24 protein-coding genes are annotated in these 21,353 nt (G+C 30.1%); 11 read left to right on the plus strand and 13 right to left on the minus strand.

Annotation, left to right across the window (positions count from 1 at the left end; all coding sequences use genetic code 11):
• The 3 genes from MEVAN_RS01475 to MEVAN_RS01485 are packed head-to-tail and all read left to right on the plus strand — an operon-like array spanning window position 1 to window position 1,452.
• The gene (locus MEVAN_RS01475; RefSeq protein WP_011972096.1) at window positions 1-603 is read left to right on the plus strand and encodes a hypothetical protein; all 603 of its coding nucleotides are present in this window, start codon (window positions 1-3) and stop codon (window positions 601-603) included.
• Window positions 600-950 carry a helix-turn-helix domain-containing protein gene (locus tag MEVAN_RS01480; RefSeq protein ID WP_011972097.1) on the plus strand — a complete coding sequence of 117 codons (351 nt, stop codon included), beginning with the start codon at window positions 600-602 and terminating at the stop codon, window positions 948-950. The genes MEVAN_RS01475 and MEVAN_RS01480 overlap by 4 nt, the downstream gene beginning before the upstream one ends.
• On the plus strand, window positions 943-1,452 hold the full coding sequence (locus MEVAN_RS01485; protein WP_011972098.1) for a hypothetical protein: 510 nt from the start codon (window positions 943-945) through the stop codon (window positions 1,450-1,452). The genes MEVAN_RS01480 and MEVAN_RS01485 overlap by 8 nt, the downstream gene beginning before the upstream one ends.
• Here MEVAN_RS01485 and MEVAN_RS01490 read toward each other — a convergent pair.
• Window positions 1,442-2,095 (minus strand): tetratricopeptide repeat protein, encoded by a 654-nt coding sequence (locus MEVAN_RS01490; protein ID WP_011972099.1) that lies wholly within the window; start codon window positions 2,093-2,095, stop codon window positions 1,442-1,444. The two genes, MEVAN_RS01485 and MEVAN_RS01490, sit on opposite strands and share 11 nt — an antisense overlap.
• Window positions 2,096-2,286: 191 nt before the next feature.
• On the opposite strand from MEVAN_RS01490, the gene MEVAN_RS01495 reads away from it, so the two are divergent.
• A complete protein-coding gene (locus tag MEVAN_RS01495; protein ID WP_011972100.1) occupies window positions 2,287-3,072 on the plus strand; it encodes a hypothetical protein in 786 nt (261 codons plus the stop codon).
• Between the two features lie 312 nt (window positions 3,073-3,384).
• Here the strand turns inward: MEVAN_RS01495 and cobA are convergent, their stop codons facing one another.
• On the minus strand, window positions 3,385-4,104 hold the full coding sequence (cobA, locus tag MEVAN_RS01500; protein ID WP_011972101.1) for a uroporphyrinogen-III C-methyltransferase: 720 nt from the start codon (window positions 4,102-4,104) through the stop codon (window positions 3,385-3,387).
• A gap of 447 nt (window positions 4,105-4,551) precedes the next feature.
• On the opposite strand from cobA, the gene cgi121 reads away from it, so the two are divergent.
• The 5 genes from cgi121 (at window position 4,552) to purB (ending at window position 9,972) form a co-directional block, all read left to right on the plus strand.
• Window positions 4,552-4,983 (plus strand): KEOPS complex subunit Cgi121, encoded by a 432-nt coding sequence (gene cgi121 / locus MEVAN_RS01505; protein ID WP_011972102.1) that lies wholly within the window; start codon window positions 4,552-4,554, stop codon window positions 4,981-4,983.
• Window positions 4,984-5,029: 46 nt separating this feature from the next.
• On the plus strand, window positions 5,030-6,307 hold the full coding sequence (hisD, locus tag MEVAN_RS01510; protein ID WP_011972103.1) for a histidinol dehydrogenase: 1,278 nt from the start codon (window positions 5,030-5,032) through the stop codon (window positions 6,305-6,307).
• A gap of 57 nt (window positions 6,308-6,364) precedes the next feature.
• Entirely contained in the window at window positions 6,365-6,796 is a 432-nt protein-coding gene (locus MEVAN_RS01515; RefSeq protein WP_011972104.1) for a hypothetical protein, read from the plus strand.
• An 83-nt stretch (window positions 6,797-6,879) separates the two neighbouring features.
• The gene (locus MEVAN_RS01520; protein ID WP_011972105.1) at window positions 6,880-8,601 is read left to right on the plus strand and encodes an ATP-dependent DNA ligase; all 1,722 of its coding nucleotides are present in this window, start codon (window positions 6,880-6,882) and stop codon (window positions 8,599-8,601) included.
• 21 nt (window positions 8,602-8,622) lie between these two features.
• Window positions 8,623-9,972 carry an adenylosuccinate lyase gene (purB, locus tag MEVAN_RS01525; protein WP_011972106.1) on the plus strand — a complete coding sequence of 450 codons (1,350 nt, stop codon included), beginning with the start codon at window positions 8,623-8,625 and terminating at the stop codon, window positions 9,970-9,972.
• Window positions 9,973-9,980: 8 nt separating this feature from the next.
• On the opposite strand, the gene MEVAN_RS01530 is transcribed toward purB, so the two are convergent.
• The 7 genes from MEVAN_RS01530 to MEVAN_RS01560 form a co-directional block, all read right to left on the minus strand.
• The gene (locus MEVAN_RS01530) at window positions 9,981-10,418 is read right to left on the minus strand and encodes a MarR family winged helix-turn-helix transcriptional regulator (RefSeq protein ID WP_011972107.1); all 438 of its coding nucleotides are present in this window, start codon (window positions 10,416-10,418) and stop codon (window positions 9,981-9,983) included.
• Window positions 10,419-10,545: 127 nt separating this feature from the next.
• Entirely contained in the window at window positions 10,546-12,108 is a 1,563-nt protein-coding gene (locus MEVAN_RS01535; protein ID WP_011972108.1) for a COG1361 S-layer family protein, read from the minus strand.
• Complete coding sequence (locus tag MEVAN_RS01540; RefSeq protein ID WP_011972109.1) at window positions 12,101-13,264, minus strand: efflux RND transporter permease subunit; 1,164 nt, start codon at window positions 13,262-13,264, stop codon at window positions 12,101-12,103. The genes MEVAN_RS01535 and MEVAN_RS01540 overlap by 8 nt, the downstream gene beginning before the upstream one ends.
• Before the next feature lie 142 nt (window positions 13,265-13,406).
• Window positions 13,407-13,823, minus strand: coding sequence for a hypothetical protein (locus tag MEVAN_RS01545; protein ID WP_011972110.1), 417 nt, complete (start codon window positions 13,821-13,823; stop codon window positions 13,407-13,409).
• Between the two features lie 107 nt (window positions 13,824-13,930).
• The gene (locus MEVAN_RS01550) at window positions 13,931-14,791 is read right to left on the minus strand and encodes a permease (RefSeq protein ID WP_011972111.1); all 861 of its coding nucleotides are present in this window, start codon (window positions 14,789-14,791) and stop codon (window positions 13,931-13,933) included.
• Complete coding sequence (locus tag MEVAN_RS01555) at window positions 14,778-15,425, minus strand: 4Fe-4S binding protein (protein WP_011972112.1); 648 nt, start codon at window positions 15,423-15,425, stop codon at window positions 14,778-14,780. Before MEVAN_RS01555 ends, MEVAN_RS01550 begins: the two co-directional genes overlap by 14 nt.
• A gap of 47 nt (window positions 15,426-15,472) precedes the next feature.
• Window positions 15,473-16,315, minus strand: a complete 843-nt coding sequence (locus MEVAN_RS01560) for an extracellular solute-binding protein (protein WP_011972113.1) — start codon at window positions 16,313-16,315, stop codon at window positions 15,473-15,475.
• 241 nt (window positions 16,316-16,556) lie between these two features.
• Here MEVAN_RS01560 and MEVAN_RS01565 point away from each other — a divergent pair, with 241 nt between their 5' ends.
• Both MEVAN_RS01565 and MEVAN_RS01570 read left to right on the plus strand, forming a co-directional pair.
• Window positions 16,557-17,216, plus strand: coding sequence for a DUF166 domain-containing protein (locus tag MEVAN_RS01565; RefSeq protein WP_011972114.1), 660 nt, complete (start codon window positions 16,557-16,559; stop codon window positions 17,214-17,216).
• The gene (locus MEVAN_RS01570; protein WP_011972115.1) at window positions 17,213-17,995 is read left to right on the plus strand and encodes an ATP-binding protein; all 783 of its coding nucleotides are present in this window, start codon (window positions 17,213-17,215) and stop codon (window positions 17,993-17,995) included. The genes MEVAN_RS01565 and MEVAN_RS01570 overlap by 4 nt, the downstream gene beginning before the upstream one ends.
• A gap of 16 nt (window positions 17,996-18,011) precedes the next feature.
• Here MEVAN_RS01570 and MEVAN_RS01575 read toward each other — a convergent pair whose 3' ends face one another.
• From MEVAN_RS01575 to cdhD, 4 genes are all read right to left on the minus strand, one after another.
• Window positions 18,012-18,191, minus strand: coding sequence for a CooT family nickel-binding protein (locus MEVAN_RS01575; RefSeq protein ID WP_011972116.1), 180 nt, complete (start codon window positions 18,189-18,191; stop codon window positions 18,012-18,014).
• 111 nt (window positions 18,192-18,302) lie between these two features.
• Window positions 18,303-18,800: a 4Fe-4S dicluster domain-containing protein gene (locus tag MEVAN_RS01580; protein ID WP_011972117.1), complete on the minus strand. Its 498-nt coding sequence runs from the start codon at window positions 18,798-18,800 to the stop codon at window positions 18,303-18,305.
• 5 nt (window positions 18,801-18,805) lie between these two features.
• Window positions 18,806-20,179 (minus strand): acetyl-CoA decarbonylase/synthase complex subunit gamma, encoded by a 1,374-nt coding sequence (gene acsC, locus MEVAN_RS01585; RefSeq protein WP_011972118.1) that lies wholly within the window; start codon window positions 20,177-20,179, stop codon window positions 18,806-18,808.
• Between the two features lie 13 nt (window positions 20,180-20,192).
• Window positions 20,193-21,347 (minus strand): CO dehydrogenase/acetyl-CoA synthase subunit delta, encoded by a 1,155-nt coding sequence (cdhD, locus tag MEVAN_RS01590; RefSeq protein ID WP_011972119.1) that lies wholly within the window; start codon window positions 21,345-21,347, stop codon window positions 20,193-20,195.
• Window positions 21,348-21,353 lie beyond the last annotated feature (6 nt).

The raw sequence follows: 21,353 nt of genomic DNA on the forward strand, positions 1-21,353 counted from the left end.
ATGAATGAATCAAAATACATATTAATATTTGGAATAATCTGCATTTTACTATTAGGTTCAATGTTTATTGGAGGAATGTTAGTTTTTGCAGGAACTACGTTTTATAAAACATATAAAATGTCAGAACTATCGGATATTTCAAACATGAATAATTTTAATGGTAAAATAGTTTCAGAAGTTGTTACTGTAAAATCTAGACATGTTACTTTTGAATATAATTACTTAAATCTTTTTGAAACTGAGAATAGTATAAAAAATAGACTAAACACTAATCCAGAATTTTTAAATATCCTGTTAAGTCATGAAGGACATACTGATGAAGTTAAAGTTCACATATTTGTTAGAGATAATACTAAAAATACTGTTTTAAAAGAATTTGGAAAGATTTCAATTGTTACTTTGATGAATGAATATCAAAATGAAGATATTTTAATAAGCGACTTTAAAACAACAAAAAATGATTACTTAATAGTTATTTCAGATTCCAAAAACGTAATTTTAACGGGATTTAAGGCAAAAGAGAGTTATGATAATATGGGAATAAAAAAAACAATTTTAAACTCATTAATAAATAAAAATACATTTTTTAGGTGTCTTTTTTGAATTCAAAAGCCATATTTACTAATCCTACAGTACTTAGATCATTAAAAAAGAGTAAACTTAGAAAAAAAGTATTATATTTCCTATATGATTCTTACCCTAATGGAACATATCTTTCAGAACTTTCCAGAAAAGTTAGATCTGATCCTGCAAATGTATTGGGGTGCTTAAAAGGAATGAATACTAGATATAATGGTAGTTCTTCGTTAATTGAACTTGGACTTATAGTTTACATTGAAGAAGACGGAATTAAAATTTACAAAATGACCGAATACGGAAAAAACATTGTAAAATATTTAAAAGAGTCCGATTCTAAGAAAGTAAATTTGGATGGTGATATTTATGGATAAAAAAGTAACAACTATAATTTTTATCTTTTTAGTAATAATAAATATATACCAATCATTTCAAATCCAAGGTCTTTCAAATGAAATAAACGTAAATAACAATCAAATAAAGTTATTAAAATACGAAATAATGAATTTAGGGTATAATATTGATTTAAAACTAGATAAAATTGAAAAAGGGCCGTCTTTACTTGAAAAAAGTTTTGTAGATGTTACAAACGTATATTTTGAAGATAAAAAAATGGATGTAACTATATCTTGGACCTTAAAAGAACTTAAAAACGATGAAAAAGTTTATTTAAATATTGTAACAAAAAAATCTAATGAAACAATTTCTAAAAAAATATTAGTAGATGAATTAGTTAGTTTAACGTATGAAGAAAAATTAAACCTTCCAATAAATGAACATCATGTATTTTACGTAGTAGTTAAAGGCAGTAATTATTTAAAAACGAGCTATATCGATGAATTAAATATTTACGAAAAAGAAAATGTTATTTATTAAGTTCTTTTTCTGCATTTATTTTACCTGACCGTGCAAATTCAAAGTTAGGGTCAACATTTAGTGCTTTATCAAAATAAGTAATCGCTGTTTGATATTCTCCACTTTCATAATATATATTACCTTTAAAATACCACGCATATGCATAATTAGGATCAGACTCAATTGCTTTATCAAAATAAGTAACTGCTTCCTCTTTATTTCTGCCATAGTATAATGCATATCCTTTACCACTTAGATAGTAAGAGTTATTTGGTTCAGAGTCTAATGCTTTACTGTAGCAGAAAATTGCTTCATCATACCTCTGCAAACTATTTAATGAATACCCCTTAGAACTTAAATAGTAGTGATTATTTGGATCTAATTCAAGTGCCTTATCAAAACAGAAAATTGCTTCATCATACCTTTGAAGTGCATTTAGTGAATTTCCCTTATTATACCATGATTCTTTAAATTTAGAGTCAACTTCAATTGCTTTATCAAAATAAGTAATCGCTGTTTGATAGTCAAAACTGTTGTAATACTCAAGCCCTACTTTGTTTAACGAGTCTGGACTGTCTTTATTAATAATTTCATCTAGACATCCTGAAGTTAAAATCAAGGACGTAGTTAATATTAATAATAAAATATATTGTTTGATTTTCAAAAATATCCCTCAAATTTGTAGTTTATTTTTTCTATAATAATAAAAAATAGTGTTTAGTGTATTTTTATTTTTAGGTTTAAATTTTAAAAAAGGAGTTAAATATTATTAAAAACATACTATTTTTTAAATAAATTTACGTTAGCTTTAGGAGTGATACTATAAAAAAAATTTTCATTTTTTTAACGTTATTTTTGTTAGTTTCAGTTGCAAATGGGCAAGTTATTCAAGAAGCATGGCTTGGAATATACAAATACAATGGAACTTATTACGACCCACTTGGTGGAAGTTTTGAGGGTAATTCCAATTATGAAGGTCAGCACTACTATTACTCAGTTATAAGTTATGTAATGGATGATGGAACTACTAAAAGGCAGGTCTTTAAGTTAGAGGATAACCGTGGCGAAACAAGTCCTGCACCGACTGCTGTTTTAGATGTAAAGTACCCTAATGGAACTACCGATACTTATTTCAAACAAGTTCCTGCACAAGGAAGTCCTCAAACAGTTCCTCAAGACGAACTACCGATAGTTACAAAAATACCACTTGGTTCAACAATAAGTATGGTTTTAAATGATAACTACCGAGATAACAACTATGGAGATGGATTATTTTTAATATCTATTTCAGAAGACGGTAGTAAAATAGATATTGAAAGAAAAATGCATATAGGCACTCCAGGATTTTTTCATAATAATTCATTAATCCTTACAGATCGGGATACTGGGGAGCATATAGAAATTAAAATGACTTATAAACCAAGTGGTGGACAAATTGATGATATTATTTCAATAGATGTTAAAAATGCGATTTCAAAACTTAAAAATAACTTAAATGGGGAAGAGTTTATTTCAAGTCTTTATCCTGTCTTAAATCCATTAAGTGGCAATAAACCGATTTTAAAACTACCTATTCAATGGTATTTTAATTTAGCACCATTTTTGATGATTTTATACTTTTTAAAGTATAAATTAGAATAAAAAAATAAAATATTAAAATTAATATATTAATTTTTAACCATTTATTAAATACGATAAAGTTTCATTTCGTTTCATTTTCTAGCAAATGATTTAAAAGTATTTTTCCATTTAATTGATTTAATTTAATTAATTTAGTAATTTACGTTTAAATTAACCATAACAGTTAAATAGTGCTTTTTTTATAAATTATATTACCCGAAAATTAATTTTCGGGGGTATAATAGGGGAGTCTATTAGTTTTTACTATTTTTTTTGAATACACCTGACAAAATCTAATTCCTTTGGGGGGAGGAATTAGATTTCTTTTTTATTTTAAAGAATATTAACAACATCTCCAATGATTATAATTCCTGGGGGAGATACATTTTCAAGTTTTGACGTATCAACAATATTTGAAAGAGTTCCACGAACAATTCTTTGATTTTCACGTGAACCATTCATCAATATTGCAACAGGCGTATCCAAAGTCCGTTTAGGGTTTTTCAAAAGTTCAGATACATGTTTTTCAAGTGTTGTAATCCCCATTAATATAACAATCGTATCTGCATTTAGTTCACTTAATTTAACTTGCATTTCACCTTCGGACTTATCTTCTGCTTCGTGTCCTGTGACAACAGTAAATGACGTTGAAACTTTTCTATGGGTTACAGGAATTCCAAAAATTTCCGGAACTGCAATTGATGAAGTAATTCCTGGAACCATTTCATATTCTATTCCTTCTCCTTTTAGTGCTAAAACTTCCTCGCCCCCTCGGCCAAAAACAAAAGAATCTCCACCCTTAAGCCTTACAACCAATTTATTTTCCTTTGCTTTATCTATCAAAATTTTGTTTATTTCCTCTTGCTTATGTGAATGTTTTCCTTTCCGTTTACCCACATAGATAAGTTCTGCATCTTTTTTAGAATATTTTAGCAATTTTTCCCCTATTAAATCATCATAAACGATTACATCTGCATTTTTTATTGCTTCAATTCCTTTTAGTGTAATTAATTCTTCGTCACCAGGCCCTGCACCAACTAAAATTACTTTCATAGTTTCCCTTTTTTCAATTTTTATGTACGATATTATATTTAATCGTAGTTTCGTAACCTTACTTTAAATTCAATAATACATACTAATTAAAATAGAATTTATATATTGCTTTCGATTAGTTTTTAATTTATTTTATTTTTTATCTTATTTTTAAGTCCATATTTTAATGTGAAACTAAAAAATTGTTTTAAATTAATAATTAATAATAATTAATAATTAATAATAAAATATGTATGGTATAGGTATGCTAAAAAATATAATGCATGCCCGATATAGATTATGTATGACATGATTAAACAAAAGATTATAGAAAAATATTTTAAAATTCTTTAAAATATTTTAATTATGGTATATTATTAAATATATTATAATTATACTATATGTATATTATAATTATAGTATAATTATACGTTAGTAAATAAATATTACCGACTACAAAGGGATAATATGATAATAAAGGGCGTTAAAAATTCAAAAGTGCCTGAAGAAATATTTAAAATGAACCTTGAATTTCAGCTATTAAATGCAGATTTGATTGCAACGAAAACACATATTTTACAAGGGATATATCAGGCAGAAACAAAAAAAAATATTTCAAGCAGTATTTGGGTTGAAATCCTTTTAAGAATTTCGGGAACAAAACAGATATCAAATGCAATAAAAACCTTTGGTGCAAAATCAGGAAACGTGTGCATTATATGTAAAGATTTAGAAACTTTTCAAAAAATATTAGATTTAATAGGCGGAACTTTGGATGATGAAGTATTGGAACTAAATGAATATAAAGAAGATAAAATAAAAACCTTATTTGACATTAAAAATTGTAAAAATCTTGTTGAAAGAGTTTGTGAAAAAGTTGCCCTTATTGAGGTCATCTAATTAAATACGTTACTAAAGTAAAAAAACTTCCCCTTAGGGTGTATTTATGATTGTTAAAAAAATATCAGAATTAAATGAAAGAGACCTTGAAACCATACTTAATAGAAATAAAAATAATATATCGCATATTTTACCAAAAGTCAGCGAAATACTTGAAAATGTGAAAAATAACGGAGATTTCGCATTAAAGGAATATACTAAAAAGTTTGACGGAGTAGAAATTGATGATTTTAGGGTAACTCCTGAAGAAATTGAAAAAGCATATGAAAAAATTGATTCAAAAGTTGTAGAATCACTTGAAAAAGCATATGAAAATATATGGGAATTTCATGAAATACAGCTGAAAAATATTAATGAATGGGAAGTTGAAAAGAATGGAGTAAGGGCAGGGCAGGTTATAAGATCTGTTGAAAAAGCAGGATGTTACGTTCCGGGAGGTCGTGCATTTTACCCTTCAACAGTTTTAATGACCGTAACTCCTGCAAAAGTTTCAGGCGTAAAAAAAGTAGTTGTGACCTCCCCTCCAAATGGGACAGAAGGAAATCCTGCAACACTTGTCGCATCAGACATTTCAAAGGCAGATGAAATTTATAAAGTTGGGGGGGCACAAGCTATTGGAGCCCTTGCATATGGGACTAAAACGGTTCCAAAAGTGGATATAATCGTTGGACCGGGAAATGTCTTTGTTACTGCTGCTAAAAAACTAGTATATGGTGATGTTTCAATTGATTTTCCCGCAGGGCCTTCTGAAGTGCTTATAATGTGTGATGAAACTACTAACGAAGAATACGTTGCAGTTGACTTTTTGGCTCAAGCTGAACACGATCCAGATGCCTCATGCATAATTACAGTAAATAGTGAAGAAAAAGCTAAAAAAATAAAAGAAAAGATATTTGAAGAATTAAAAACTGCAAAAAGAACCGAAATAATTGAAAAATCAATTAAAAACTCCGCAATTATTATTGGTTCGATTGATGAGTGTATAAAATTAACAAACGAATATGCTCCAGAACATCTTGAAATAATGACTGAAAATCCAAGGGAAATTTTAAATTTCATTGAGAATGCAGGAAGCATTTTTTTAGGTAACTATGCTCCAGTTTCAGTTGGGGACTATGCAACTGGAACAAATCACGTTCTTCCAACTTCTGCTTGTGCAAAAATGTATTCTGGATTAAGCGTTGAAACATTTATTAAAAAACCAACCGTACAGGAATTATCTAAAAACGGACTTTTAGGTATCAGTAACGTTGTAACGACTATTGCAGAAGCAGAAGGACTTTTTAATCACTCCGAAGCAGTAAAACGGCGATTAAAAGATTGAAATTTAAACGATAAAATTACTAAATAGTAAATTAAAAATTTATCGGAAGGGAAAATCATGTTAAACAGTTTAAAGCTATTAATATCCCTATTCGTTGTTGTTATTGTATTATCCTATGGAATAAAAGTATTTGTAAGTTCAGACCTTACATTAAATAATCCAATAGTTTCTGAATTTCACGAACTTGAAATGACTTCTAGTGTTTCAAAAAAAATTTTGAATAATTTTGAAGAATTTAGCGATAATGATTCTACTAAAAAAGCAGTTAAAACTGTTTCAGATACAGTTGGCCGTTTTAATGAAACCATGGATTACGTATTTAACATGGAAAACCATTTAAATAACCCCCAAATGGATGAAAAAAAGAATAAAGCGGAAAATACTGTTAACTCCGAAAAAACGAATGAAATATCGTCTTTTGAAGTTGAAAACGATAACATACATTTAGAAAATTCTAAAGGAATATTTATTGAAGTAAATTTAAAATAACCATTACTTAAAATAACCATTAAATGTAAATTTTGTTTTTTTCTGGCATTTTTTTATTAAATGCTCAAGACATGGTGAAAAATATGCTTTTTAATGAATTTTGTAAAATAATTGAAAAAATTGAAAATACTCCAAAAAGACTTGAAAAAATAGATTATTTTGTTGAAATAATTGATTTTGTTAAAAATCATGGAAAACCTGAAAATTTAAAAGAGATTTGTCAGGTATCCATTGGAAGAGTATTTGCAGAATATGAAAATAGGGAGATAGGAATAGGCCCAAACTTACTTATTGAAGCCATTAAAACAACGGGAATTTCTGAAAATGATTTAAATTTAAAGATAAAAGAAACTGGTGACATTGGAATTTCAGTTGAACATTTAAGTTCAAAAATAAAGCAAATTTCATTGTTTAATGAACCTTTGACCTTTGAAGAAGTTTATTCTACAATAAAAAAGTTATCAACTATTGAAGGAACTTCTTCACAAAAGAAAAAGATTAGAATAATTTCAAATCTCCTGATTATAGCAAATCCTATCGAATCAAGATACATTTCAAGATTAATTTTGGAAGATATGCGAATTGGGATGAATATTCCAACGATTTTAGCAGCGTTTTCAAATTATTTTGGGATTGAAAAGGAAAAAATAGAAAAAGTATATGCTGTTACAAATGATATAGGGCTCATTGGTAAAAAGTTACTTGAAAATTCAAATTTTGAAGAAGATCCTGAACTAAATCTTACTGTTTTTAGGCCAATAAAGCCCATGCTTGCACAATTAACGCCTTCAATTGAAGAAGCAGTTATTGAAATGAAAAATCCTCAATTTGAAACTAAATACGATGGAGCAAGAGTTCAAGTACATAAATCAAATGGTGAAGTAAAAATATACAGTCGAAGGCTTGAAGACATTACAAATTCCGTTCCAGAACTAGTTTTAGAGATTAAAAACTTAGAAGTAGATAATGTAATTTTAGAGGGGGAATGTGTTGCCATGAACCTTGAAAACGGTAAGCCAAGGCCTTTTCAAGATATTTTAAGACGTTTTAGGAGGAAATATGACATTGATAAAATGACTGAAGAAGTAAGTTTGAGAATATATTTTTTCGACATTTTATACCACAATAAAGGATTAATTGATTTACCTTTGTTTGAAAGAAGAAATATTTTGGAAAACATTTTTGGAACTAATAATTGGGATTTGGAACTTAAAAAAATAGAAAATGAAATAAAATCTAACAAAATGCTTTTTACATCGTTTAAAGTAAGCAGCACTGACCTAAAAATTGCAAAGGAATTTTTTAAATGGAGCTTAAGTATTGGACATGAAGGAATCATGGTGAAAAATTTAAATGCAATTTATACTCCTGGAAGTCGTGTAAAAACAATGTGTAAGATTAAACAGACTTTAGAAAACCTTGATGTTGTTGTAACTCGTGCAAAAATAGGAATGGGTAAAAGAAAGGACTGGTATGGGTCGTATGAAATTTCAGTTAAGGGTGACGACGAAAGCTTACACGTTATTGGGAATGTTGGAAGCGGACTTACCGAAGAAGATTTAGAAAAACTTACAAAAATCGCTAATGAAATAAAAATAGAGGATTTAGGTGGAGAAGTTATACTTGAACCAAAAATAGTTCTAGAGGTAACTTATGAAGAAATTCAAACTTCAGAAAAATATGAAATGGGCTATGCACTTAGATTTCCAAGGGTTGTTGGAATAAGAGAAGACAAATCTATAAATGACATTAACTCATTAGATGATGTGAAGAAAATATACGAAATAGAACGAAAAAGAAAATAGTTTTGTTTAAAGGTGGTTTTAATGGCTATTCATCCGATAGATTTTAGGTACGGAACTTTAGAAATGAAAAGAGTATGGGAAGAAGAAACCAAACTTCAAAAAATGCTTGAAGTGGAAGCAGCTCTTGCTATGGCTGAAGCTGAGCTTGAAATGATTCCAATGGAAGCAGCAGTTGAAATAAATAAGAAAAAATCAACAGAATTTGTAAAACTTGAAAGAGTAAAAGAAATTGAAAGTGTAACAAAACACGACGTTGTTTCCGTAGTAAAAGCATTTGCAGAACAGTGTGAAGGTAATGCTGGCGAATACATTCATTTTGGCTCGACTTCAAACGATATTATAGATACTGCACAGTCACTTCAATTTAAAGATGCTTGTGATATTATTCTTGAAAAATTAAAAACCTTAAGAAGCGAACTCTTAAAAAAAGCAGAAGGACATAAAAATACTGTCTGTATTGGAAGAACACACGGCCAACATGCAGTTCCAACAACTTATGGAATGAAATTTGCATTATGGGCTACAGAAATTCAACGGCATGTTGAAAGGCTTGAAACTTGTAAAAAAAGGCTTTGTGTTTCAATGATTACAGGGGCAGTTGGAACAATGGCTGCAATTGGCGAAAATGGAATTTTGGTTCATAATAGAGTTGGTGAAATTTTAGAGCTTACTCCAGTATTAATATCAAACCAAGTTGTTCAAAGGGATAGACACGGGGAATTTATGTCCATTCTTGCACTAATCGCACAAACATTAAATAAAATTGGGATTACGGTAAGAAGTATGCAGAGAAGTGAAATAAAAGAATTAGAAGAAGAATTTGACGCTTCAAAACAGACCGGTTCATCAACAATGCCTCATAAAAGAAACCCGATTACTTTTGAACAGATTTGCGGCCTTTCAAGAATTGTAAAAGCAAACGCACTTGCAGAATTTGATAATATTCCGTTATGGGAAGAAAGAGATTTAACAAATTCATCGTCTGAAAGATGTTTATTCCCGGAATCTTGTGTAATTATAGACCATATACTAAACCTTTCAATAAAAGGAATGAGAAAATTAACTGTAAATATTGAAAATGTTAATAAAAACCTTGAATTGACAAAAGGGCTCATTATGGCTGAAAGAGTCATGATGTTTTTAGCAAACAGTGGAATGGGTAGACAGACTGGCCACGAAACAGTTAGAAGATGTGCAATGAAAGCTCATGATGAAGGAAGGCACTTAAAAGAAGTATTATTAGAAGAACCGGAAATTATGAAATACGTTTCAGTTGCTGAAATTGAAAAAATGTTTGATTATACTACCTACATTGGTTTAGCGCCTGAAATTGTAGAAAATGTAATTATTGAATCTAAAAATTGGAAATAGTTTTAAAACTATTTCAATTCCTGTAATTTTTTTGCTAATTTCTCAGAATGTTTTTGAAATATTTCAAATTCATTGTTATCTAAAATTTCTTTAATTTTATTTATAAAAGCATTGTGTGCATCAATATTTACATTTACTAGCATATGTCCTTTTTTCGTTAAAATTAAATGATATTCTCGTTTATCTTCAATAGATTGTTTTTTTTCAACATATCCGGTATGTATAAGTTTTTGAATGGCTGCTGTAACGGATGGTTTACTGACATTTAATTTTTCTGCAATTTGGCGAAAAGTTGGATTTTTGAATTCATATATAACTTCCAAATATAAAATTTGACTCATTGTAAGCTTATTTATATCTTTTTCATCTAAAATCTTTTTTATATGCTCTTCATGACATTTACATACATATTTTGAAATTATATCAATTGATTCTTCTATTTTCATAACTTTAACCTGAAGTATCGATATAATGTAGTTAGAGTTACTAAAATAAGTAATTATTTATTATAACTAAAAAAATAAAATAAAATAAAATAAAATAAAATAAAATAAAAAAATAAATTATTCGTTTTTAATCACTTCTTCCTTTTTTACGTTTGTTATATACGTAATATCCGCCAAATCCTATTATTAATACAATTAAAGCTGCAGGTATTGTAATAGACTTATTTCTTCCTTCAACTTTAACTTTCACAGTTTTTTGTGAAAGGTATACATTATTATCTCCTTGTTCTGAATCTCCAACACTTCTTATCTCAATGTTAATAAAGTAGTCTTTATTAACTGCTTTTTTATCAACATCGATTACCAATATTCCTTGGCCGGTTTCATTTATTCCAAGTGTTCCAATTGAATCTGTTTTTTGAGGGTAATCAAATGGTTGAGCAGTATTTTTAATTGCAGTTATTTTTACGCTTTCTGCTTTTTGTGTTCCATTATTTTGAACTTTTAGAAGAATTTTATTCTCACGACCTGCTTTTAAAACGTAAACTTCAGGTACAATTTCAAGTACTGCTTTTGGTTTTAAAAAGATATTTACGTGGTGAATTTCAACGTGTTCATTGTTGAATATATCTAAATACGTTATTTTTAAAGGAATTTTATAAGTTCCAGATTTTGCATCTTTATCGACATCAATATAAAATGTTCCAGTTTTTACATCGCCAGACGTTAATGTTCCTATGTTTTTAAAGTTTGCATTACTCCATGAGTCCCTGAATGGATATTCATTTAGCATATCAATTTGTATATTTCTAGCTTCCCCATGTCCATTGTTTGTAAAATCTACATCAATTCTAACATAGGTGTCTTGTGCTTTTATTTCCCTTGGTTCAGTTATAACGTTTGAAATTCCTAAATTTATGTCTCCCCTAACTACAAACCCTATGTTTATATTTTCAGATTTTTCAGTTCCATCTTCATCAATCCAGTTTAATGTTGCGGGAATTAAATAAGAACCTTCCTTTGTATTTTGACTTGCGTGAAGCTTTACATTAAATGAAGTCGTACTTCCTGAATCAATACTTCCAAGATAATACTTTGTTGTATCAATAGGGTTTATCATGTTATTTGAACCAATTGTAAGTGTTGTTTGCTTTGCAGTTCCAGTTCCCCTGTTTGATACGCTAAGTTTTACTTCTTCTGTTCTTGAAGGAGTTATTGTAACTCCATTTGAATTTATTTCAAAGTTTGCTAAACCATAGACTGGAACATAGTATATTTTTGTATATTCTCTTGAAATTACTTCTTTTTTTCCGCCCCTATATTCTACAATGTCATACGAAACAGTTACATCAAGCCTGTAGTCTCTTGTTGATGCATCATTACTTATGTGTAGTTTAAAGTATGCAGTGTCACTTTCTCCTTCATTTAAGTGGGATATTTCATAAACTCCTTTTTTAGGATTTACTTGTTTTAATTCAAATGGATATTTTGAATTAACAGTTACTCTTAAATTTTCTATCGATTCACCGGACCTTTCATTATTTGTTAATTTAATCCATACATCAACATCATCTCCAGGATGTATAATATTTGGATTAAACTGCGGTTCGTTTATTTCAAGTGCGTTTACATTTAAAAACAGCAGCAGTAAGCAGCTGATTGATAAGATTATTTTAGATATGTTATTCATTAGAATCACCTTTTAATTGCATTTTAAGCTTTTTTATTGTAGGCCTTAAATGGCGTTCTTCAATGATAATAAGTGATGGAAGAATACTAATTACTGCAGCCATACAAAAAAATATACCCAGTGCACAGACTTTACCCATATTTGACATCATAGGTAACGGTGCAATTGTAAGTGCTGCAAATCCTGCAACTGTTGTTGCGGTTGTCGTTACAACTGCACTTCCCGTAGTAATTACGGTGGTTTCTATTGCTTCATTTAATGAACTTCCCTTTTTAAGTTCTTCTTCGTATCTATGGTATACGTGCACACCATAATCAATCCCGAGCCCCAAAAGTAATGAGCCCATTATTGATGTTGCCATATCCATTGGTATCCCAAATATTGCCATTGAACCTGCTGCCCATATAATTGCACAACCTACGGGAATTAGTGGGAGAACTGATTTTACAAAGCTTTTAAAATACAAATAAAGTATCGTAAAAATTGCTAAAAGGGCAGCTATTCCAGTTATTGCTTGACTTTCAGCCATTAATCGACCCATAAGTTCGCCAATTGCAGGAGAACCTGTTGTAATTACCTGAATTCCGGGGGGAATTGGTGCTTCTTTAAGTCTTAAATTGATTTCTTTTACAAGTTCTTCTTGTTTATCTGAGGATACATCAGTAGTTACATGAACTAAGGCCATTGAATAATCGCTACTGTATATTCCATTCTTTGAGCTTTCAGGCAAGTTTTGGTATATTGTTCTTACTTTTTGAATGTCTTTTGGAATAATATCATTATTTTCAACTACTATCTTATCAGTTGGGGAATATACTGAATTTACATCACCAATACTTACTAAGTCCTTTTTTAAAAAATCGATAAGTTCCAAAACACGAGGATCACGAATATCGGTCACTTTTTCAGGACTATTCGATGGAACTACTTCAATTCCCACCATTATTATTTCAGAACCTCCAAAATTATCCCTAACTTTATTAAAAGATATTATTACAGGGTCATCTTGTGGAACCATTTTTTCATAATCGGTCTGCGACTTTACATTTGGCAAAAGTCCTGCCATTAGCAAAGTAAATATAAATACAATCGATAAAACTAAAAATGGTCGATTTATAGAGGATTTTGCTATTTTAGACAGTATTTCATTAATCATTAAATCACCTGTATGGTAACGAAAAAACTATTATTATATTAATTAGTTAATATTAACTAAGTATATATTTAATTAAAATATAACATCTATTATAAAAAAGTATCTAAAAACTTTTTAAATTTAAAATAAAATAATAAATAAATTAATCAAATTTATAGTACACAGTTGGCCCTTTTTCCGAAGAATAGATTGAAACAATTTTTCCACTTAAATCATAGTATTTAATAGTTATCGCAATATTACTTCCCAAAATTCCAGAAGATTTTATAGATTCTTCAATAAATTCTCCGTAAAAGTTTGTATTCCAGTTTGTATTCAGCATTACTGAACCGATAAATTCTTCAGTAACAATTACATCAACCTCAGAATACCTTTCGTTTACAGGAGTTATTTGGACAATTTTTCCATTAGAATTTCCAGTTATTAAATTAAATGATTCATTAAGGTTTACTTTTTGTTGTTCGTCGTTTGAACTGTAATTTGAAGTAATGCATGCGCTAAATGACAACATTAATATTAAAACAAGTATGGCTTTTAAAAATATTTTAAGTGTACGCATATTTACCCTCCTATTAAACAATATATTTAAAAATAAGTATATAGTTTTTTCGATTGAAATTTAGTGTAAAATAAATACTGAAAATTACTAAAAGTAAATAAAAATTACTAAAATAAACTATCATAAATTATTCCAAGAAATGCACTGGAAATTATAACTGATAATATGTATTTTATAGTTATATATTTACCGTAAGATTTATTTAATGCAAAAATCATTGGAAGGCCAAGCGTAGGTGCTGAAATTAAAAATGAGATTATTAATCCATTGGAAACACCGTTAACGCTTACAGAATTTATTAAAGGAATTAGTGCATGAGGGCATAAAAATATAAAAATTCTTGCAAAAGAAACATAAAAGTACATCATAAGACTATTTGAAAGGGCATAAAGGATTATATCTTTTGGAATAAACTCCATTAAAAATCCAGATAGTAAAAATCCAAAAATTATTGGGGGCATTAAATTTTTGGATTGATTATATAGGATTGACAAATAGTTTTCTTCTTTTTTTATATCAAATTCTTCAAAAGTATATAACGGCATTTTTTCATTGTAAAATATGATACCAACAATGCATGACAAAATTATTGACATAATAATTTGTAAAACTGCTAATTTTGACCCCAAAATTGAAAATATAAGCATTAGGCCTAATGGGGTAATTGATGATGCCGAAACAATAAAAGACATTGTAATTCCAAAATTTGCACCTTTTTTATTCATTACATTTGCAATTGGAACGCCACTTGCAGAGCAAAGCGGTAAAACCGCACCAATTATTGATGCTATTATTATTGATTTTTTTGAACTATCAAGTACATGCATAAACTTTTGCCTTAACTTTCCCTTTAATTTTATTTTGATGTATGCAGAAATTAAAAACCCTAAAATAATATACGGAAATGAAGAAATAAAAAAATTAAAAGAGCGTTCTAATGAAATAACTATCGAATTAATTGGTATCATGTTTTCCACAATTGCTACACTTGTGCTGTTTTATTTTGGTTATTCCTTTTTTTGTAAGCTGTATCGTTGTTCCGTATGGGCATGCATACCTACACCAGAACCTAGGGAGGATAATCCCAATTGAAATTGCTCCTAAAACAAGTAAAAGTCTTCCAAGGTATGCATCTCCTCCTGCAACAATTGAAATCCATATGGAATTTAAAAGGTTTCCTGCCTGAATTGGCGTGTAAAACCTAGGATTTCCATTTAGTAGTGCAACTATTACAAATGCAAATATGGTATACTTTAAAAGTTCAAATATTAATTTAAGTTCCGGAGATATTTTAAATGATTTTTTAGATATTGTTAACCGAATTTTAGTAAATATATCATGAAGAGTACCTAAAGGACATACTCTTCCGCAAAAATCCGATTTTGTTACCGCAACATAACCTAAAAGTCCAACTAATATTGGCTTTCGGTAGTGTCTTGAAGGACAGTCTAAAACAGCACATAAATCACATGCTAAAAAAGGAACTGTATATGGGCACCTAAATATAACTAGCACTACAGAAGGAATCGCTGCTAAAAAAAATCCATATTTAGCATATTTTAATAATTTTATTCTAAGTTTAAACTTTGAAATTTTTTCCATGATATGAACACCTGTGTAAATTATAAAAAAACGCAAAAGAAATAAAATTAATTATTTAAAGATAGGTATTGAGGGTAGTAATTTTCAAAAATATACTGTCCTTCTTTAGAATTTAAGGTTATAAATCCATGTTTTTGAAGGATATTCTGTGCTTTTTCAGATAATAAAAACTCTTGGTATTTGTATGCTAATTCTTTCTGTTTTGAATAGCTCATAACCCCAACTGAAAAAATACCTATTTGTGGAGCCATTGTCTCCCTTGGAAGGTCAATAACTTCAACGTTTCCAGCTACTCCGTTTAATGTAGTAAGCCTTCTTTCAACAAGTGCAGCATCAGTATTACTATTTACTACGTCCATCATCATTTTTCTATAGCAATCGTGATCTTTTGAAGTTTTTTCATATATTTTATCAATTAATTCCGCTTTTGGCGCCATTGCATTTTTAGCAGGAATTGTCGATTTAGTGTTTGTATATACTTTAACATCATTTCTCAATAAATCTTCCATTGTTGAAATTTCCTTAGGGTTTCCCTTAGGAGTTACAATCACCCAGTCAGTAAACATATAGACCTTATAATCTGGATTCATTAAACCTGCTTTTTCTAAAACTTCAGAATGCATAACTGACCTTGGTAAAAATACATCAGCATATGCACCTGCCTCCAAGGATTTTCTTAAAGTTCCGGCTGCAGCCCCTGTAAATCTTATTTCAACCCCATATTCCTTTTCAAACTCACTGTTAACTTCTGAAACGGCTTCAGTTGGGCCCCCACAACTGTAAACTACCAATATGTCTTTATTATTGGAAGGATTATTTGTTGTACATCCACTGAAAAGAACAGTAACTGCAACAAGGCCTATTACTAATGCCCAAAATTTTGATTTCATATTTGTACACCATTAGATTTTTTAATATGTTATTATATGTAATACCAGATATTCATTTATTTAATTAGTATATATAAATTGTTTTTTTGCACATATACGTTAAAATAGTAATTAAATTATCAAATAAGGTTGTTAGTATTAATTTTTTAAAATATGCATTTTTTAGAAATCGATATATATTTAAAAACCAATATAACGTTAAAATCTTAAAATTTAACCCATAAATAAAAATTGTGAAAAAATGAATGTGAAAATAGTTTCTGATGGTCCATTTGGTGAAAGAGCGTACGAAACGATTAAAAAAAAATTTGAATGTGAATACATTATTTTAGATACGGTAAAACCTGCATCTATTGATGAATTAGCGGAAATTCCAAAGGAGCAGCTTGAAAAAATAAATAATTCAGATATTGTAATTACTTACATTTTGAATCCTGATTTAACACTTGACCTTGTTGAACAGATTTTTGGTAAAGTAAAATACATAATAATTGGAGCCTGGAAAGGAAAGGGACTTAAAAATCAATTGGAATCTTTTGAAAATGTAGTTTGTCCCGAAATAATGTGTGAACTTGAAGAAAATGGAAATCCAATACATGATGAGTTTGTGTCAAAATTTGGAAAGCCAAAATTAGATATTATTGTTGAAAATGACATTGTAAAGAAAATCAATGTTTTAAGGGAATCTCCGTGTGGTGGAACTGATTTTATTTCAAAAGATTTACTTGGGAAGAATGTTAAAGAAATAGCCACATTAGCAGGACTTAGGATACAACATTATCCTTGTAGGGCAGGGCGAATTAGACTATTTAACGAAGAAGAAAGTGGAAGGTACAAAGCTGCAACTTACCATCATGATGCTTTTGAAAATGCAATAAAAAGACTTTTGGTGAAAAAATGAAAATTGCAATAACGGGAAAAGGAGGCGTTGGAAAAACCACATTTTCCGGAACTTTGGCATGTATTTTGGCTGAAAAATACAAAGTTTACGCAATAGATGCGGATCCAGACATGAATTTGGCATCAAGTCTTGGCATTACCAAAGAAATTACCCCAATTTCCAAAATGAAAGATTTAATAAAAGAAAGAACGGGTGCAGAGCCTGGTTCATCATTTGGGGAAGTATTTAAAGCTAATCCAAAAACCAGTGATTTACCAGATTTACTTTCTATAAAATATAGTGAGAATGAAAACTTAAAATTAATGGTAATGGGAACTGTTGAAAAAGGAGGGGATGGCTGTGTTTGTCCTGCATCTGTTCTTTTAAAGGCCCTTATGAGACATCTTGTACTAAAAAAAGATGAAATTGTAATATTAGATATGGAAGCCGGAATTGAACATTTTGGAAGAAAAACTGCTGAAGCAGTTGATTTGATGATAGTTGTTACAGAACCAAGTTCAAAGTCTTTTGAAACTGTTGAAAGAATAAAAATCCTTTCAAAAGATATAGGTATTAAAAGTATTGCTTGCGTTTTAAACAAAGTTTCAAATAAGGAAGAACTCGAATTTGCAGAAAATAACCTAAAAAAAATGAATTTAAGTATTATTGGATGTATTCCTTATGATAAGGAAGTATCTAAAGCGGATATGAATAGGGAACCATTAATAAATTATAAAAATTCAAAAGCACTTTTTTCAATTAGAAAAATTTCAGAAAAGGTATTGGAACTTAAAAATTAAATTAAATTAAATTAAATTAAATTTCTTTTACAATTAATTTATGCCCTTCTAAGTCTAAAAGAGTAAATTTACCCCTAATTTCTTTTTTATTATTTAAAATATCATAAAATTCTAAATTATCACCATTTACAACTATTTTCATTACATCTGCCATTATAACTGTTCCATCATCCAAATAAACAGTTGATTCACACATTTTATCACCCCGATACTACCATTATCTTTTTATTTTTTTATTATTAGTTTAAGGTTTAAATCATTTTTGTATTTTTCAATTTTACCATGATTAAAAGAAGTTAAAAAAGAATTATTTATCATTATTATCATTAATTTTACGAATATCTTTATCTTTATACCTTTTTAAAGATTCAAGGATTATACTCATGTTTGAGTTTTCCCGCCTAAGTTCTTCTAAGTCTTCTGCTGAAAAGAGCTTTAAGACATTATATTTACATGCCTCAACACATGCAGGGAGCATTTTATCAGTTTCCATACATAAAGTACATTTTTCAACCGATTTACTTTCGTTGTTTATTACTAGTGCCCCAATCGGACATGCAATCATGCACAATCTGCACAAAATACAGGCATCTTCATTTACAATAAGTACGCCTTCCATTTCTTCGATAGCATCTACAGGACATACTTGCCTACATGGTGCTTTATCAGGGTGGCAGTGCATGCAAAACATTGGGACAGAGTGTGTTTTAATCGCCCTAGATTCCCCGTGTTCTTTTTTACATGCGGATATACAATCATTACATTCTGTACACTTTCTTGCATCGATTACCATTAAAGATTTCATGAAAATCACCATATTTTTGCTAGGAAAGCAGGAATTTCTGATGAATCTCTAGTACCTACAATGACTTCCCATCCTGATTCATCTTCAATCTCACCTGAAAGGGATGCAGCAAGCCCCGGAATTATTAATTTTCGGTGTTTAACAATATTTTCAATCCTTGACTCTTTTATAAGTTTTGCGGCTGCTTTTCCATTAAATTGACCGCCTGCAACTGCCACGTCAACTGCTTTTCCATTAGTATCTAATACTAACAAATAACAGTTCACTTTTCCGGATTTCAAGTCACCTGCAACCGTGTAGTACGTTAAAGCAAAGTTTGTCGACATGATGACTGGTGAATTTTCATCAACAGTTCCAAATTCATAGAGTTTTGACTCTACTGATTGCGGTTTTCTTGGGTCAGTGTATAAGCTCTGCCTTAATGTTAATATCGGCATTAGTTCCCATATATCTATACCGTGTACTATCATTACATCTGCATATCTATTTATCAGTGCTGCGGCAGTTGTTGCTTCTTTCATTTTGGTTAATACTTCATTTTCTTCAGGATTCATCCAGCAAACTGCAGGAACCGCCATTATAGGGTACCTAAAGTCCTCATCGTTTACTTCGACTGCAAGTCTTCTTATCATGATGAAGTTGTCCATTGTATCTCCAATTGATTCCCCAATGTACGTTCCAGGGTCGAGTACAATATCTTTAACGCCTGCATTTCTCAATTTTCTTGAAAGTTCCTTCATTTTTTCAAGATTATTTGGAACGAATAAGGCAAGTGGACAGTTGTGTTTTAATGCAATTTTTGACATTTCGTCAATGTTTTTTTCTGTTGCAGCATAAATTAAAGGCCTTTTTGAACCTAAAATTTCAAGTGATTCATCAATTGCTTTTGTATCAAACGAACAAAGAATTATTGGAAGTTTAGAATTTTTTAATTTTTCAGAAGCTTTTTTAAATTTTTCAGCATCCTTTGACTTGTTTCTTAGTGCAATCGCATTTAATGTGAGAGTTTCACCAGTTCTTTCAAATTCTAACGTTTCAATGGCATTTAATTTTTCTTCAAATGCGCAATCGTCCATGTCATCGCTTAAATCAACAGCTATTGCCGTAGGGTTATAGTAGGTGAGTTCATATCGATATAGTACTTCGTCACCACCAATTTTTACCGCTTTTTCCCCAACACCAATTGTAATTTCCCTTACCGCGGGCGCCAAAACTTTTGAAAGTTTTTCAAATTCCAAACCCGTGAGTTGTGTACAAAGAGATAACTCTGCTTCTTTTTGGGAGAGTTTAGTTGCAAATGCCATGCAAGATGCGTCACCACATTTTCCACAGTTCGTTTTTGGAAGTAATTTATAGATATCCATTGCTGTAGCTTTCACTTTTAAAACCCCCTTAGAACTTGCTTATCCATTCGGAAATATCCTGGGATTCTTTTGATTTATATTCTTTTGTAAGTGTTGAACCGATTTCTTTTAACGTTTTAACTGAAAGCGGGTGTAGCATCATGAATATGTCAACCCCGCATAGCATCATCGTAAGTCCAGTTACTACTTCCCAAATAGGCCCTCGATATTTAGTAGGCCCCCATTCATCTTTTTTCATCCATGCTTCTCTTGAACCCCAAGCGTTTGTTGTTCCTGAAGACATTGGCATTTGTAGAATTTCCTCTCCTTTTAAAGCGGCGAGTCTTGTTCTTGTCATAACATCAATTGAAAATTCAATCCCGTATCCAAGTGCACATGTTGTTGGGTCCATTACGATATCATTTGGAGTCAGTCCTTCTTTTATAAGTGCTTTATTCAGTACTTTTTGCATATTTATATCAGAAATCGCCCAAGAAAGTACTGCATGGTTATGTTTTACTGCAGCCCGTGCAATTTTTTGGTAGTCCAAATCAAGGTTTGCAGATGCAAGTAAACATCTCTCACCATCTGCAACTTCTGCAGCCATTTCTAAAACTAATGGATCTTTTTGAGGATTTCCTGACCCGCCAATTACTAATGGAACCTTTACTGCCTGTAATACTTCTTCTAAATCTTTTGATGCATCTTTTAAGGATTTATCTTTAACTTTTGGATCTGTCCCAATTAAATGAAGTGTAATCATATCTGCCCCAAACTCTTTAACGGCTTTTCTTGCCCATTCTCCAGGACTATCCATTACTTCTTCAAAATTCTCTTTAATCGGCCTAGGTAGTCCTTTCATAGGAATATCAAAAACGTCAAAAGTAACTACAGGAGCATTTGGTTGTGGTTCTTCAAAACGATATAAACTATTTTGCCCACCAAGTTTTACTGTATTTCTATTTTTTCCACCTAAGAGTACTTCATTTACTTTTCCAGGGTATTCATTTACAGGATATTTAAATGCTAAATTATTTTCTAACTCTTTTTTAGCATCTAATTGTTTTTCAGCAACTTTTTGAACGACTTTTTGTAGGGTTGGCATTAAAGTAAGTTCAAGTTCCTCTACATCCATTCTAAACTCATTTATTTCGATGTAATCGTTTTTTTCGAGTAGTTTCAGTATCTGTGACATCGTATCCATGATTTC

The organism is Methanococcus vannielii SB (assembly GCF_000017165.1).
Classification (GTDB): domain Archaea; phylum AGJL01; class Methanococci; order Methanococcales; family Methanococcaceae; genus Methanococcus; species Methanococcus vannielii.